Below are 17,521 nucleotides of genomic sequence, written 5' to 3' on the forward strand. Positions count from 1 at the left end.
GTGTACAAGATTATTTTTGTACACTTTCTGAATTTATCAGCTAAAGTTTTATTATATAAATAGACAATATATTGACTAATATGTTTTTTAGGAATATACTTAAATAGTCAATATATTGTCAATTTAAAAATCTTAGTAATTACTATATCTAATATAATGTGCAGGGAGAATTTAATTATGAAAATAGAAATATCTAAAAAAGAAGCACTTGCAGATGAAAAATTAAAAATTAGAATAACAGAATTAAAATCAAATAGTAAACTAAGGATAAGCATGAAGATGGAATTGCCATGGTGCATAGGTGAAGAATATTCCTCTTATGGAATATTTCTTTCAGATGAAAAAGGTGAAGTAGACCTAAATTTAGCTAAGCCTATAGAAGGAACTTATGAAAGTAATAATTCTATGGGGTTAATCTATTCTATGAAAAAATCAAAAAGTGAAGGCAAAAATATTTCGGAAAATATATCTATTGAAAAACCAATTATTATTAATATGTTATTTGAATCTTCTGATGAAAAAGAAGAAATTACTTTAAAGAGATTATTTAAAACAGAAGATGTTATTATTAAAGATATTTGTGAAAAAGATTTTTCAGGAAAGTTGTTCTATAAAAAAAAGTCTAAGCAAAAAACAATTTTAATGTTAGGTGGATCTGATGGTAATATAAATGCAGTAACTCTTATGGCAGCTCCTTTAGCTTCAAGAGGATTTAATGTTCTTGTGGTTCCATACTTTAATTATGAGGGACTTCATGAGAGATTAGAAAAAATTCCACTAGAGTATTTTGAAAAAATATTTGAATGGATTAAGAATAATGAAATTACAAAGTCAGAATATATATTTATTCATGGAACTTCAAAAGGAGGAGAATTAGCACTTTTACTTGCTTCAAGATATAAGGAAGTTAAAAAAGTTGTTGCAGTAGAACCTCATGCATACTGTTTTCAAGCTCTTGATAGAATGAATACTGGTAAGAATGTTTCTTCATGGGAATATAAAGGTGAATCAATTCCGTATATCAAAATAGATGATAGTATAGCATTTCAAGACTTAAAAAAATCTCAAAAAGAAGGTACAACATTTGGTTTTGCAAATGCCTATAAAAAAAGTGTTGAAAAAGCAGAAAATAAGGAAGAGGCAAGAATTAAGCTAGAGAATTCAGAATCAGACATTCTCATGATTGCAGGAGCAGATGATAATATGTGGAACAGTTATGATGGGTGCCTAGAGATATTAGATAAATTAAAAAATAGCAACTATAAGCATAAAGTGGAATTAGTAACTTGTAAAAAAATGGGGCATCCAATGCCAATTCCATACATTATTCCTATAAGTGAAAATTTATTTAGGCATATGATGGGTGGAGTATTTACTTCAGGTGGAACAATAGAAGGTAACGCAGAGGGACAATATAAATCATGGAAAAGGATGATTGAATTTTTCAATGAAACTATATAAATTCTTGATATTTCCATAATAAAGTTATATAATCAATAGACAATGTATTGACTAAATATATTGTCTATTGATTTTTTATTTAAGGGGATTTTCAATATGGATTACAATGAAAAATTAGAATTATTACATATAATGCAGCAAACATTTTCAAGTCTTTTTTCAGTTTCAAATAAGATACAAGTGTTAGGAGATCAGTATTGTGAATCATTAACATCAAGACAATATATGACTATGCTAGCAGTTCTACATCTATCTGAAGATGAAAGAAGTTTTATTAATATAGCAAAGAAATTAGGTACAACAAAACAAAACGTAACTCAACTAATTAAAAGTCTTGAAAAGAAAAAATTTGTATCTGTAATACCAAGTATAAAGGACAAACGAGCAGTTAATGTGTCTTTAACTGATGAAGGCATGGAGGCTGTAATTCAGTGTGGAAAGGATACTGGGCTTAAATTTGTGGTAGATCTTTTTAAGGAGTTTTCTAAAGAAGAAATAGAAACTCTTTGGAAACTATTAGTTAAGCTTTATCGTTTTGATGGTGTGGAGATGGATGGATTTGAGGAGAATGTACAGGTTCTCGATTTTAACTTAAAAGATGAGTCAAGTGAAATTTTAGAAAAATGTTTTAAAGAAAGTAATAGAGAATAGAAATAAACTCCTGAAGTCAATAAATAATTATTTCAGGAGTTTATTTTTTATACATCAACTTTCTTTGTTCTAGATAAAATTACAATAGTAACTATAATACAAGCTGTTCCTAACCATTGAAATAGACCTAAGCTAACATTTAACCAAATAATCGATAAAAAGGCTGCTGATAATGGTTCTACAGAGGAAAGTACACTTGCTTCAGTTGGCTTTATATATTTTAAACTTTCTAAATAACAATGGAAGGCAATTAATGTTCCAAAAAGAACTACAAATATAACTGCAAAGAAAGCCGTTGTTGACCATTCACCTATAAAATCCCAAGGCTTATGTATAAAACTAAAGGCAAGTCCACCAATAAGCATACCCCAGCCAACAACTATTGTAGATCCCCATTTATTAAGGAGATAGTGAGGTTGTAATGTATAGAAAGCTGCAGCAAAAGCAGAACTAATTCCCCAGAAAAGAGCAAGTTTAGAAATAGATAAACTATGAATATTACCTTTTGTGATTATAAAAAATGTACCAATCATAGCTAAAATAACTGCTAGTACTTCATTAAAAGTAGGGATTTTTTTAGTTCTAATAGCTATATAGCAAGTTATTATAACAGGAGATAGATATTGAAGTATTGTAGCTGTAGCTGCATTTCCATATTTAATAGCAGCAAAATATGTATATTGCACACCTAACATTCCTATAACACTAAAAAACAAAAGATTTAATAGGCTCTTTTTACACTTTAAGATTACCCATACATTTTGATTACCTTTTAATTGACCATATGATAATAAAATTATTCCTGAAATTAATAATCGAATAACAACAAGCCATTCTGGGCTAAAACCTTTTTCTTGAAATAAATATTGGGCTACAGTACCTGATACTCCCCATAGCATTGAACCTATCATCACAAGAAGTATTCCTTTTATTCTAGATTGAGATTTCACTAAATTTCCACTCACTTTCTGTATATTTTTTTATTGCAAATATATTGATTTATATAATTAAATCTGTAATAATTTTATTACTATTTTCAGTATATAACAATTAATATATTGATAGAAAATAAAACTATATTAGCGAGATGATAAAAATGCAATCAACAAAAATAGAAGTAGATAATAGTTTAAAGGAAATAGCAGAACATGGTTCCTATGATTTTCCTATAGCAATTTACACAGATAAATTTAACCTCTTTGAAGATAAACATATTAGATGGCATTGGCATAAGGAGTTGCAGTTTTCATATTCCCTTTATGATAAGGTGATTTTTTATATAGAGAATCAACAAATAATTCTAGAACCTGGTGAAGGGATTTTTGTGAATTCAAATGTACTTCATCAAATTAAGCCCTATAACAATATTAATTGTATTATGTTTTCTATAGTATTTGATGCAATTTTAATTGGAGGTACAGAGCAGTCATCAATTCAAAGAAAATATATAAGTCCGATTATTAAAAATAGTAATTTGAAATTTATTTCTTTTAAACAAGATATTGAGTGGCAAAAAAATATATTAAATGAGTTAAAAGAAATTTTCTCTTTATCTAATAAAAAAACATATGCTTATGAGTTGGAGATGAGAAATCATCTAAGTAATGTTTGGTTGAGTTTAGTTAGAGAAGTGAAAGATGATATTAAAGATTATGTAATAGAAGGTTCACCTGATGAAGAAAGAGTAAAATTAGCTATACAATACATACACAAATATTATAAAGAAAACATAACGTTGAGGAATATTGCAATGGCAGCAAATATAAGCAAAAGTGAATGTTGTCGTAATTTTAAAAGAACATTAAAGGTAACACCTTTTGAATATTTAATGGAATATAGGATTTCAAAAGCCTCAGATATGTTGCTAAAAAGTAAAGAATCCATTTCTAATATTGCTATTGATGTAGGGTTTAATGGTATGAGTTATTTTGGGAAAATATTTAAAAAATACATGAAATGTACACCTTCTGAATATAGAAATAAATATTATGAAGAAAGATAAAATATAATAAGCTTGAAAGTGTTAAGATATTAGATATAACTAAATTTAACACTTTTAGGTTAAAAGATAACAATTATTTAGATATATTTTAAGTAGAAAGCATGGACATATCAACTTTTAATGAGGATGAAATATTAGCTCACTATATGGTGGTCAAATTTTTTAAGGACATATTCACTTCCTCATAAGATTGTAGGAATGAACTTTCCTGTTAATACAAGAATACAAGGGGTTTATACATAAAAAAATGGTATCTTTACTTTTTTTGTTTGTCAGAAAAACAAATTTTCAAAAATGATATTAGGAATATATTGGAGAAATAATCATTAAATGTAAGAAAAGTCAATGAAATTATGTCTAAACTATGGGTTAGTACTTTGATTTTACACATTATTTGATTTATATTGATATTGGAAATAAATTTATTACCACTTAATAGTAAATATTGCATTAATGTAAGATTATTAAAAATTAGAGAATAAACGCCTGTTTATTCAATAAAAAGGGGGATTTTTAATGGTTAAAAAGCTTTTAGGAATTACATTAGCTGTAATGATAAGTCTATCTCCTAGCATAGCATCAGCTAATAGTAATAATTCTTTGTCAACAAAAGTAAATGTTGCTTCATCAGAAGGTAATAATAATTATAAAGAGTTTCTAAGTAATTCAAAAAAGGTATATCAAATTGATTCAAATGATTTAAAAAAATCTGAAAAATCTGTAGAGGATGATTTAAATAAGATAGAGCCTATTGAAAATGATGTAGATAATGCTTTATTAAATAGTTTACAGAAGTCAACTAAAAGCAAGTCAAATTTAGGATTAATTAGAGGTGTCCAAGCTATAGATAATACAACTCATAAGCCAATTGCTAATTTAAAATATGTTATTATGAATCCAGATAGCTTAAAAAATGGACAAATTACTACAAATACTCAAATTGCATGGTTATGGTCATATAATGGAGAGAATTATACATATGATCCAGATGGCTATAAAATAACTAATATGAATATTACTGGGACAGATGGCGTTAAGGACTCTATTATAGGGACTTTAACAGGGAATATTGGATTTGCTACTCAATTTAAAACTGCAGGGCAATATATAATGAAATTTAAGTGTATGAATGAAAAGAATGTATGGTCTGATGAATGGAGTATTTCTATTCCTGTTGAACCAACAGATAATAATACTAGACCACAATGTATTATTAATTATTCTACATTAAGTGGAGATACAAATACACAATTTGCTTTTGGATGGTTTAATTCTAAGGATAATGATGCAAATGATTCAATTAAGGATGTACAAGGTGTAGCAATGAAGGATGGGGTAGAGACATCATTATCTAATTATATTACTAATCAAGATAAAGATGGATGTACAATGAAATTTAAAGAAGCTGGCACATATACGCTTATGTTTAGAGTAAGTGATACTCATGGTGCTTGGTCTAACTGGACTGCTTTAGATGTTGTTGTTACTAAGATTCCTGAGACACAGATTACAAATGTAAAAATAATATCAGATTCAGATGATGATTATAAATATTTTTATACTAATACAAGTACAAATGGATATATCTATGGTATTACAAGTGGAATTTGGTTAGATGAAAAAGTTGCCTATGATAATTATACAAGTAAAAAAAGAATGTATTATAAATCAACCTTTAAGCCATATTCTGAGTATTCATCAAGTGACCAAACTTTCAGCACTTATGGAATGGCCCCTGAAGAAATAGTAAAACGTTTTGCTATAGAACCAGAGCATAGAAAAGTTGTTGAAAATGGTTTCACAGTTAAAGGAACAATAAATAAACCTAATACACCTTTGGCAGTTGCTTTTGATTTATTTGGTACTTTGTATAAAGAAAAAGTAACTTCTGATGCTAATGGTAATTTTAGTGTATATTTTGATTTAAAGAAAATAACTTCATCTATGAGTGAGTTTACAAAGAAGAATACAAAGTATGTATTCTATGGTAATTTATCTACAAGTTTCATGGAACCTTCTACTGTAAGTGTTATAACTTCAGATAAAATGCTTAATACTCCAGTTTATGTTCATACTGATTTTTATACTGGAAGAATGCTTATTAAATCATTTATTTATTCGGAACAATTAAATCAGTGGGTAGGTGGTGAATAAAATATAATTTTAAACAACTATGTCAAAATAAATTTAGATATTAGTTAACAAGAAAGAGGATTCATAAATTTGGATCCTCTTTTTTATTGAAATTTGAAGGGAGTACATTTCATGAAGCAATATAAATTGGAGGTTAATGCTTTAAATGGAAAAGTAATTGCAATGGATGGTTCTATTAAATTTTAAAGGACAGTATATAACAAATCAAATATTTAGTGAAAAGGCTTTTAATAAATTTATTGATGATAATATAAAAATATAATTTTATTAAACTCTATATCTAGTGTAATTATTTTCCGTATAATGTATAATTAACTAGAATGACAATAGGGGGATAAAATGAAAAAATTAATTAGTATTATAATAATAATTTCTTTAACAACTTTAAACTTAACAGGTTGTACTGTTAGTTTTTCTTTTAAGATAAAAGATTTAAAATCAATAATTAATGTAGATAAAATGAAAGCCGCTGGGGAGGTAGAAAGTGTTGAAGATTTAAAGAATTTAAAAGATAAAAAATATGATAATTTATACAATGATATATATAATGATGAAAATATTCTTCTATCACAAGATGATGATTATTTTATTACATTGACACAATACTCACCTATTAAAAGTAGAATTGGTTTAAATTTTAAATATTTTAGAGGATACCAAACAAAAGCATATTTTTATAGATATAAGCAAACTACAGACCATATTACATTTAACTATAAAGGTGTATTTAAAAGTGGAAAATGTAAATTAATAATTATATCGCCATCATTAAAAATTGTATCCTCAATTGATTTGAATGGCCAAGCTTCAACTGATGTACCTATTACTGAGGATGGAACATATTATGTAAGATTAGTTGGGGATGATGCAGTTGGTGGTGATATAGAATTTGATGCAAAAGGCAATGATATAGTATATAAATTTACACCAGATAGTTATAAAGATAAAAATACTACAGGGCTATATGATTATGAATAAAAATAATGATTTTTGAGGAGGAAAATATTATGAAAGCTGAAATTAATCTTATTACAATTTGGACAGAAGATATTAAGAAGATGAAGGATTTTTATAACAAAGTTTTAGGATTTAAGATTGAAAATGATCTTGGAGGTTATGTTGAATTTGAAAATACAGGAGTAAGATTTGCTATTTGTACAAGAGAAACTATGTATGAGTATAGTGAAGAATATAAAAAGAAAGTATCTGGGCAAGCTTTTGAATTAGCATTTCCATGTGAAAATCCTAGTGATGTAAATAAATCTTATAAAAAACTAATTGAAATGGGAGCAAAAGCTATTCAAGAACCAAAGAACATGCCTTGGAATCAAAGAACAGCATTATTTGCAGATCCAGATGGAAATATACATGAGATTTTTTCGGAAATTGAATAAATAGGAGGTATAAATGTTTGGAGCTTTTTGAAACTATAAAAGAATTAGGTGACATACATGGAATTGACTTAATTGGTGTAGCAGGACTAAGCCAAGTGAAAAATGAAATAAAAGAAATTAGTGGTTCTATAATCTATGATTATCCAAGAGCAATATCCATAGGGATAGCATTGCAAAATAGCATAGTTGATCTTATTGAGCATGGTGATTCATATGAAAATCAACTTCAGTATAGAATACATGCATATGAAATAATTAATAGTAGATTAGATAATTTTGCTTCTATAATAAGTTCAGTAATTCAACGAAATGGTTACAGAGTAATGCCATTACCAGCAGCAGAACGTATAGATAGCAATAGAATTTATGCTTCTTTATCACATAAACTAACAGCTAGATTAGCTGGTTTTGGGTGGATAGGGAAAAGCTGTCTTTTAATCAATCCAAAGTTTGGGCCACGTGTAAGATGGACAACCATATTGACTGATGCACCTTTTCAGGAGAATGAGGAAATATTAGAAAGTAAATGTGGTAGTTGTACTAAGTGCACAGAAATATGTCCTTCAAAAGCTATACTGGGAAGGAATTATGTAGAAAATGAACCACGTGAATTAAGGCTTGATGTGAGAAAATGTGAAGGACACTTTAACAGACTTAAGGAAGAAAGAAAAATTGATGCATGTGGCATGTGTTTGTATGTGTGTCCATATGGTAAAAAGCAATATTTATAAAAGAAAAAGCTATAATTTAAATATTGAAATATAAGACCAGCAATTAAGTTTGCTGGTTTTTAATTTGCAAAGTTTTTGTCTGTAAAAACTAAGTGTGAATAAATATAATGAAATAGAAGTCAAGTGCAAGGCAGTGCATATTTGAGTTACTTCTATTTATGATTTTAAGGTGTCACAGGTTCGAGTCCTGTTCTATATTGTCTATGATAATATAGATAGCTCAGGTGGTAGAGCACTATTACTCAAATAGATTTTCTCCTTGCAATAAAAAAGGGTAGTGAAGAAAAGTGTTACTTCTATATTGGTTTTTAGATTATATGCTTAGATTTAAGCAAAACACTTTTCGATTTTCTCCCTAAAATATTTATACAAAAGTAAAGGAGCAAGGATATGAGTAAGTTTAACAAAGATTTAAATAGATTAACTAAGAATCATGAAGGTCATATAGCTTATAAAATGACTCTGATAGATAGACTAATAATAGAAGTTTTAACCAGTTTCTTTGGAGAAGATAAATTTTATGGAGATAATTCAAATCAAATTATTAGGGACATAAGAGAATTATGTGAAATAGCCCCAACATTTATTGCAAATTTAGCTATTTATACTAGAAGAGAGATGCATCTTAGAAGTATATCTCATGTTTTAGTTTCAGAGCTTTCAAATTCAACTAAAGGGAAAATTTATACAAGAAAAGCTATAAATGAAGCAGTTGAGAGAGTTGATGATATGTCAGAAATTCTATCATATCACTTAAATCAATTTGGAAAGCCAATACCAAACTCCATGAAAAAAGGTTTAGCAGATAAATTTATAACATTTAATGAATACAGTTTGGCTAAGTATAATGGAGATAAGCAAGTAAAACTTAAAGATATATTATGTTTGGTCCATCCTAAAGCAAAAAATGAAGAGCAAAGTAATATGTTTAAAAGGCTAATAGAAGGAAATTTAAGCACACCAACTACATGGCAAACAAAGTTATCAGCAAAAGGAAATACAAAGGAATCTTGGGAAGAGCTTATTGAAACAAATAACCTTGGATATATGGCCTTGTTAAGAAATTTAAGAAATATAATTAAAAGTAGCCCTAATAATATAGATAAAGTATATGAGATGCTATCAAATAAAGAGCACGTTTTAAAAAGTAAACAGTTGCCATTTAGATTTTATACAGCATTTAATACTCTACAAAGAGAAGGTTTAGGCACTTCAAAAGTGTATAATGCTTTAGAAAATGCAATAAAGTATTCAACTGAAAATATTACAAAGCTTAAAGGAAAAACATTTATCTCAGCAGATGTTTCAGGTTCTATGATGATGCCAATAAGTGCTAAGAGTGATGTTACTTCAGCAAGTATTGCAGTACTTATGATGGCAATAGCTAATTATATATGTGAAGATGCTGTAACAAGTACCTTTGATACTAGATTTAAACTAAGACCAATGGCTAGCAGAAATGGTATTATATCAAATGCTTTATCCATACCTATTACTGGTGGTGGTACAGATATAACACTACCAATAAGATATTTACTAAGTAACAATATATATGTAGATAGAATAATACTATTATCAGACAATGAAATAAATTATGGATATAAGAGAACTTGTCAAAGTTATATTGAAGAATATAAAAAGAAGATAAATTCAAATGTTTGGGTACATGCAATAGATATGCAAGGATATGGAACACAACAATTTGCTGGAGATAGAGTTAATATAATAGCAGGTTGGAATGAAAAAATATTAGAATTTATATCTATAGTTGAAGATGGTGTAGGTAATTTAAGAAATACAATAGAAAATTACTATTTTAGAGAACTTGACTCATGTTCACTGGCTGAGTAAGTTCAAATCATGGATTAGGATTTTCACTTATGGAGGGATACAAATGAAAATAATACAAGGAAAATATAATACAGCAAAAGTATTTACAGATAATATAGAAGGAGAAGCAATTGACCAATTACTAGAGCTTTGCAATCAACCTTTTGTAGAAGGTGCAAAGGTAAGAATAATGCCAGATACACATAAAGGGTCAGGTTGTGTTATTGGATTTACAGCAGATTTAGGAGATAAGGTAATACCAAATATAGTTGGTGTAGATATAGGGTGTGGAATGTTAACTATAAATATTGGTAAAATCCAAATAGATTTAGAATATTTAGATAAAATTATAAATAAGTACATACCTTCAGGCAAAAACACACATGAAGGAAGAAAAGTTAAATTTGAAAAATTACAAGAATTAAGATGTTTTAGAAGCTTAAAAAATACGAAAAGAATTGAAAAGAGCATAGGAACATTAGGTGGAGGAAATCATTTTATTGAAGTAGACAAAGATGAAGAGGAAAATTTGTACTTAGTAATCCATTCTGGAAGCAGAAATTTAGGAACACAAGTTGCAGATTTGTATCAAAATTTAGCTATAGATTTATGTTCAGGTAAAGAGGAATACTACATTAAAAGAGAAGAAATTATTAAGGAATTTAAATCTCAAGGAAGAAGAAAAGAAATAGAAAAAGAATTAAAGAATTTAAAACAGCAATATGATGAATTAATGCCATCATATCCAAGATCATTATGTTTCTTAACTGGAAAGTATAGAGAAGATTATCTTCATGATATGAATATATGCCAAGAGTATGCCACTTTAAATAGAAGTGTTATGGCAGATATTATTTTAAATAAACTATTAGGTAAAAGTGTAAAAGATTTTGAATGGTTTAATACAATACATAATTATATTAATTTTGATGATAACATTATAAGAAAAGGTAGCGTTTCAGCTTATGAAGGAGAGAAATTACTTATTCCTATAAATATGAGAGATGGAAGTCTTGTCTGCATAGGAAAAGGTAATGAAGATTGGAATTATTCTGCACCTCATGGGGCTGGAAGATTAATGAGTAGAACGAAAGCTAAGAAAAATATAAATTATGAAGAATTCAAAAAGTCTATGGAAGGTATCTATTCTACATCAGTTACTGAGGATACGTTAGATGAAGCACCTATGGTTTATAAACCAATTGAAGAAATTATAGAAAATATTAAGGATTCTGTCGAAATTCTTGGTATAATAAAACCAATATATAATTTTAAAGCTCAAGGATAAATTTAATGGAGGTGCTAATTTGTTTGCAGATTTTATAAAGCATTACGATCTTATAAGATCTATATTAAGAGATGTATTTTTATATGGATGCTTTTCAAGAGAGGATTATGAAAACAAAAATCGAGGAAGTTCAAGAAAAGTAAGCTATGAGATAAGAAGAATACAGCAGTACATAGAAAAGGATTTTATTAAATTTGACAGGGAAGGAAAGACTAAACTTTTAAGTTTAAGTTATGATTCTATTTCAAATACTAATAACTTTTTAATTAGCACCTATTTAAATAAGAGCTTCACAAAAACTGATTTTAAACTTTATTATTACATACTTTTAGCCTTAAATTATCATGATAAGAAAATAAGTTTTAATGAATTAGAAGAATTTTTGGTGGAGAATGGAGTTTTAGATTATGACCAAATAAGCAGCAAGACCATAGAGAGAAAATTAAAAGAACTTTCAGATTCTATGGGACTTGTCGCCTTTGAAAAAAAAGGGAGATCAAAGGAATATACAATATCTAAGGATATTTTAAAAGATTTAAATGAAGAGGAAATAAAAAAGCTATACTTAATTACTTCTTTATATAAAAATATACTTTTTCCTAATGTTAGCGGATATTATTTTGAGGATACTCTAAAGCAATATATGAAATTTCACAGAGATATAAAGGAAAATTATGATGATGTTTTTCAATATCAAAAGCTTCATTTTCACCCAATTATAGAAGAAGAAATACTATGGAAACTTATGAAAGCCATAAATGAAAATAAAAAAGTAAAAATAGAGTATAATCAGCCTAAAAATAGAAAAATAAGGTATAACCAAGAGATAGTTATACCTTATAAACTGCGTTATGACATAGAATGTGGAAGATTTTATCTAGTAGCTTTTCATAATAAAAGATGTTTTCTTTCAAGGCTTGATAGAATACATGATGTAAAGATTTTAAACGAAAAATATAAAAAAGATGGACTATTAGAGAAATATAAATTTTCCATGGGAAAAAGCTGGTCTTCCGTTCATTTAAATGGAGAAAGCCGTCCTCAAATTTTAAAGTTTAAGGTTAAAATAGAGAATGAAGATGAAATGTATATTATAGAAAAAATAAAAAGAGAGCTTATTGAATACAAACTTGAGGAAGATGAGAATAGTTTTATATTCTCAAAGGAAGTCAATGATTGTAGTGAAATGACGCCTTGGATAAGAAGTTATTGTGGTAGAATTGAAGTTTTAGAGCCAAGCTATATAAGAAGAAAAATAGAATCAGACTGGAAGGAGATGCTTAAAAACTATGGAGTTATTTCATGAGTATAAAAATAGATATTTTAATTTAGTTTTTAAGTTATTGAATTTATCAAAAGATGGATTAACCCAAGAGGAAATATTAAAAATTATAGATGAGGAAGCTTACGATGAAAAGTTAATAGGTAAGGATTTTATAACTTTTGAGGGATTAATCTTAAATCAGTATAGTAGTGAAGAAAATCTAAATATCCTTAAGAAGATAAATGAAAAGTATTATCCAGTTTTAAATGAAAATAAAGAAATCCCTTTAGCAGTAAGGTTTTCGAATTTAGAAAAACAATGGTTAAAAGGAATGCTACAAGAAAAGATGACAAGAGAGTTTTTAGGAGAAGATTTAGTATTAAAACTAGAAAAAGAGTTAGCTGATGTACAAGCTGTAAAAAATGAAACTATAGAAAGAACTAATAGGTTTGTAAATGAAGAAGAGGATTTTAAGAATATTAAAGAATTATTTTTTAAAGTTGTTCAAGGCATCATAAATGATTGTCCAATAAGATATACCAATAAAGATAAGCATGGAAATGAATATAAGGATAAGTTAGCTATACCTTTAAGACTTGAGTATTCTTTAAGAGATGAAAGTTTTAGGTTATCTGTATATTCTATAGATGAAGATAGACCAATAATGATTTTATTAAAGAACCTTAAATCCATAGAATTAGAGCCAAGTATTAAAACTAATAAAAATAGGCAAGAGCTTTTAATACAATTAAAAGATAAAAAATATTCAAAAGAACCTATAGTTTTAGAATTAACAGATGAGAGAATGGCTATGGAAAGATGCTTTATGGGGCTTTCCTCTTATGAAAGAAGCACAAGAAGTTTAGGTGATAATAGGTATGAAGTAAAAATTCACTACTATACCTTTGATGAAGATGAAGTCATAAGAAAAATAATATCTTTAGGACCATATGTGGTAGTAAAATCTCCTGAATCAGTTAGGAGTAAGATTATTGATATATTAAAGAAATGTTAAATACATATGACATATATTTATAAAAATGTATTCAAGCTCACATAATTTGCACATTTTTTCCTGGTAATATCTAAATGAAGGAAAACAAACAAATTATGTGAGGAGGAATAAAATGAAAAGATTTAAAAGAGTATTATCCTGTTTGTTAACACTATCCTTTACTTCCTTGGTAATTAATGGACCAGGCATAAGCTTAAAAGTTAAAGCTGCAAATTTGCAAGATGGTAACTGGGTTTACACTGTTGGAAGTGATGGTAAAGCTACAATTGTAACTACAGCAGGAGAAGAAAAAAATGCTAAGATAGTTATGTTTCCAGGTGAGGTTAAGGGGCATGAAGTTACAACTATTGGAAATGGTTCAACTACAGTATCTTCCAACAACAAGGTAGATGGAAACTATGTATTATTTCCAACTAGTGTAACTAAAATTAATGATGGAGCTATTTATGATTACAATGCTACAAAAGGATGGTCATTTGGGAAAGACACTGCTCTTACTGCAGCTGGTTTCATGAGCTGTACTGGAATATTTTATAGTACAACAGATTTTATATCTAAAGCTGTTGCAGAAGGAAGAACAAGTGGTTTTAGTAGTGATGTTTCTACATTTGATGTTGCTTCAGAAAATAATGGTAGTATCCTTCCTGAAGGAACTTATAATGTTCCAAAATCAATGCTTACTGGTGGAAATTCTACAACCTTTAAAATCACTGCAGACATTGGTTACAAAATAAAATCATTAACTGCTGATGGAAAAGAAGTAAGTGATGCAGTTGGCAAGAACGAATATTCATATGAATACACATTTTCTAGTGAATCTTCAAAAATCAATGCTACTTTTGAAGAAGATCCAAATGATACCCATAAAGAATCAAAAGATTCAACATATACTGCCCCAGCTATTACAGAAGGTGCAGTAGCTAGTGGCACAACACTTCCAGATGATGTTAATACAGAAGTTAAGGTCTGTGGTGCTGAAACAAATGACTATTATGAGTCTACAGGTACATCAACAGGTATATATTATGCAGCTGATGATAAAGAATATAAGCAAGTAAAAGCTTATCAAAGTAAATCAGCTGTTATGTTCCACAGCAAGGCTGAAGTAATAAATTATGCTTATGAAAAAGATAAACTTGTATATGGTAAAGATTATGACTTGATTCGTTTATTCAACTATTATGAAAACGTACAAAATGGACCTTCAAAAGGTGAGGTTGGAGTATATACTGCTTATCTTTACAAAAGTGTAACAGAAATTCCTAATAATACAGAAAGTCTTATAGGTACCTATGATTCTACAGGAACACATACAAATGATTTTAATACAGCAGGCATTTTGGTACAAGCTACAGGTGCTACTTCTGCCGATAGATCTGCTGTAACGTCATCGACAAAAAGTACAAATGTTTCAGTTGATTCATATCATGTGAAAAATAATGCAAGTTCAATTGGTCCATCTGAAGCAGGAAATTTCTATGGACTTGGTTCAGCTATATTAGTTGATGGAGGAACTACTGATGCAACAGCTGTTGGAAAAGCTTCCTTAACTTTGAAAAATCCACTTATTGATGGAACTGTAAACACTGTTTATTCTACTTATGGTGGACGTCTTAACCTACAAGGAGGACTTCTATTTGGATGTTCATCAGGGGCACATGGCCCATATGTTTCATATCGTGGTGAAACATATATAAATGCTCAAAATGGTGAAAATTATGACAGTAAATTTGTAACAGCAGGAACACGTAGTGACAAAGCTACAATTAATGTTGGAAAAGAATACTCAGGAGGAGATAAGACTGCTTTATCAACAAGACCTTCAGGTATTAATGCATACATGACTAAAAATCAATCAGGAGAGCATGTTCCAGTATATAAAAATCAAAGTGATTATCCTAACAGCACAGTAGTTATTACTGGTGATGAAGCTGGGACAGCCCTTGCTACAGACACTGGTGGAGGAACTATTGTGGCAAATCAAGCTTACACAAAAACTTATGGACTTCGCTGTGCAGGTGTATACTCAATAGGTGGAGATAAGGGGCTAGTATCATTATATAATAGCAAATTAACTTCATATCTTGATGCAGGACTTGTATCTGCTTCAGGTGGTTATAGCTATGCATATAATAGTGAAATCCAAGGAGTTATGGGGATAAAAACACGTAATGGAAATGAAGGCGGTAATTATTCTAAGGTACAAGTTTCAAATTCTAAGGTTTCAGCTTATTACGATGATGAAGAGATGAGAACTGCCTATGATATAGCAGACCCAACAACTTTTCTAAATAAAAAAGATGAAATTGATAGTGCTATCAATGGAAAATCTGCAACTTCAATTTCACAACTTAACATGTTTTTAGATAAGGCGAATTCACCAGCTTACACATTAGATTCACTTAATTGGTGGTTTCTTGATAAATCTGCAACTCCAGGATATTCAGGAGGAAACAGATTTGCAGTTATATATACAGAAGCATCTAGCACACCTGTATATGTAGATAGTTCACTATTAGTTAACGAAAATTATAAGAAGTATGGAGATAGCAAATACAATTCATCAGATGCATATAAGGGAACATATCTTGAAAACTATGCAGCAGCAAACCCTGATAAATGTAAGGCAGCAAATAATTATATAGTTTCTGCTGAAGGTGGAGGAACAGGAAATGTATACTTCAAAAATGAAAATAGCAAAACTCATTGGGATCTATCAAATGAAAATAGTGAAACTACAGAAATAAATGGTGATTTTTATGTTGCAGAAACAGTAACAAGTAGTGCTCCTGGAATGGGAAGTGGGCCAAGTTCTTTAAATGCTCACTTTGAAAATTCAGAATGGATAGGAACTACAGATGGTTATGCTTATAATGCAAATCTCTATTTTGATAAGAGCTCATCATGGAAGGTAACAAAAGATACAACAGTAGGAACTATTGAAGCAGATGATATTTCAAAGATTACATCAGATAAACCTGTAATAGTTAAATATCAAAGTAGTAATACAATTAAACCAGGTAAATACGGAAATGTTACATTTGTTAAGTATTATTCAAAATATTTTAGTGATATGGCGAATTATTCATGGGCTGCAAATGCTGTAGATAGTCTTGTAGAAGATAAAGTAATTACAGAAACTGAAGATACTAAATTTAACCCTAGTAAAAGTATATTACGTAAAGATTATATAGTAATGTTATATAAAGCATCTGGATCGCCTGAAACAGAAGTAACATCTTCATTTGAGGATGTATCAGCAGATAGTGAATATGCTAAGGCTGTTTCATGGGCAGTATCAAAAGGAATACTTGATACTACAATCAAGAAGTTTAAACCAGAAAATGCAGTAACTAGACAGGATGCATTCATTTATACCTACAAAGCATTAACAGCATTAGGTATAAACACAAAGGATGGAGCTAATTCTGACCTTGGTAAGTATACAGATATAGATTTACTTTCTTCAGATTCAGTAGTAGCTACTGCTACGATTTCAAACTTAGGAGCTTTTGATGGTGAAAATAGTGATAAACTTAGGCCAAGCGAAAAAATGTTAAGAGCAGAAGCAGCATCAATGCTGGCAAACATTCTTGAAAAGAAAGCTTCATCAGGAGGAGGTCCAGGAGGAACACCTCCAGGAGGGGGAATTCCTCAAAATGATTCAGATTCAAAATAGATTTTTTTAAAAGTTATATAAATGAATTAAAAAGTAAGGAAGAATATCTATG

Annotated in this window: 13 protein-coding genes; 12 read left to right on the forward strand and 1 reads right to left on the reverse strand. The window is 29.0% G+C overall.

The features are described 5' to 3' along the window. Positions 1-177: 177 nt before the first annotated feature. Complete coding sequence (locus tag NNC19_RS06165; protein WP_310937751.1) at positions 178-1,461, forward strand: acyl-CoA thioester hydrolase/BAAT C-terminal domain-containing protein; 1,284 nt, start codon at positions 178-180, stop codon at positions 1,459-1,461. Between the two features lie 96 nt (positions 1,462-1,557). Beyond that, complete coding sequence (locus NNC19_RS06170; RefSeq protein WP_310937752.1) at positions 1,558-2,112, forward strand: MarR family transcriptional regulator; 555 nt, start codon at positions 1,558-1,560, stop codon at positions 2,110-2,112. A gap of 47 nt (positions 2,113-2,159) precedes the next feature. On the opposite strand, the gene NNC19_RS06175 is transcribed toward NNC19_RS06170, so the two are convergent. Continuing rightward, on the reverse strand, positions 2,160-3,062 hold the full coding sequence (locus tag NNC19_RS06175; RefSeq protein WP_310937779.1) for an EamA family transporter: 903 nt from the start codon (positions 3,060-3,062) through the stop codon (positions 2,160-2,162). Between the two features lie 146 nt (positions 3,063-3,208). On the opposite strand from NNC19_RS06175, the gene NNC19_RS06180 reads away from it, so the two are divergent. The 10 genes from NNC19_RS06180 (at position 3,209) to NNC19_RS06225 (ending at position 17,469) form a co-directional block, all read left to right on the forward strand. Further along, a complete protein-coding gene (locus NNC19_RS06180; RefSeq protein WP_310937753.1) occupies positions 3,209-4,114 on the forward strand; it encodes an AraC family transcriptional regulator in 906 nt (301 codons plus the stop codon). A 516-nt stretch (positions 4,115-4,630) separates the two neighbouring features. Then, positions 4,631-6,268, forward strand: coding sequence for a hypothetical protein (locus tag NNC19_RS06185; RefSeq protein WP_310937754.1), 1,638 nt, complete (start codon positions 4,631-4,633; stop codon positions 6,266-6,268). A gap of 339 nt (positions 6,269-6,607) precedes the next feature. Beyond that, positions 6,608-7,246 carry a hypothetical protein gene (locus tag NNC19_RS06190; RefSeq protein WP_310937755.1) on the forward strand — a complete coding sequence of 213 codons (639 nt, stop codon included), beginning with the start codon at positions 6,608-6,610 and terminating at the stop codon, positions 7,244-7,246. Positions 7,247-7,275: 29 nt separating this feature from the next. Further along, positions 7,276-7,662, forward strand: coding sequence for a VOC family protein (locus NNC19_RS06195; RefSeq protein ID WP_310937756.1), 387 nt, complete (start codon positions 7,276-7,278; stop codon positions 7,660-7,662). 17 nt (positions 7,663-7,679) lie between these two features. Beyond that, positions 7,680-8,393: a 4Fe-4S double cluster binding domain-containing protein gene (locus NNC19_RS06200; RefSeq protein ID WP_310937757.1), complete on the forward strand. Its 714-nt coding sequence runs from the start codon at positions 7,680-7,682 to the stop codon at positions 8,391-8,393. Positions 8,394-8,783: 390 nt separating this feature from the next. Beyond that, positions 8,784-10,244, forward strand: a complete 1,461-nt coding sequence (locus NNC19_RS06205; RefSeq protein WP_310937758.1) for a TROVE domain-containing protein — start codon at positions 8,784-8,786, stop codon at positions 10,242-10,244. A 43-nt stretch (positions 10,245-10,287) separates the two neighbouring features. After that, positions 10,288-11,511: an RtcB family protein gene (locus tag NNC19_RS06210; RefSeq protein ID WP_310937759.1), complete on the forward strand. Its 1,224-nt coding sequence runs from the start codon at positions 10,288-10,290 to the stop codon at positions 11,509-11,511. Positions 11,512-11,530: 19 nt separating this feature from the next. After that, positions 11,531-12,817 (forward strand): WYL domain-containing protein, encoded by a 1,287-nt coding sequence (locus NNC19_RS06215; protein ID WP_310937760.1) that lies wholly within the window; start codon positions 11,531-11,533, stop codon positions 12,815-12,817. Then, positions 12,801-13,790 carry a WYL domain-containing protein gene (locus tag NNC19_RS06220; protein WP_310937761.1) on the forward strand — a complete coding sequence of 330 codons (990 nt, stop codon included), beginning with the start codon at positions 12,801-12,803 and terminating at the stop codon, positions 13,788-13,790. The genes NNC19_RS06215 and NNC19_RS06220 overlap by 17 nt, the downstream gene beginning before the upstream one ends. A gap of 112 nt (positions 13,791-13,902) precedes the next feature. Next, positions 13,903-17,469, forward strand: a complete 3,567-nt coding sequence (locus NNC19_RS06225) for an S-layer homology domain-containing protein (protein ID WP_310937762.1) — start codon at positions 13,903-13,905, stop codon at positions 17,467-17,469. The last annotated feature ends 52 nt before the right edge of the window (positions 17,470-17,521 follow it).

This window comes from Clostridium sp. SHJSY1 (assembly GCF_031626875.1).
Taxonomy (GTDB): domain Bacteria; phylum Bacillota; class Clostridia; order Clostridiales; family Clostridiaceae; genus Clostridium.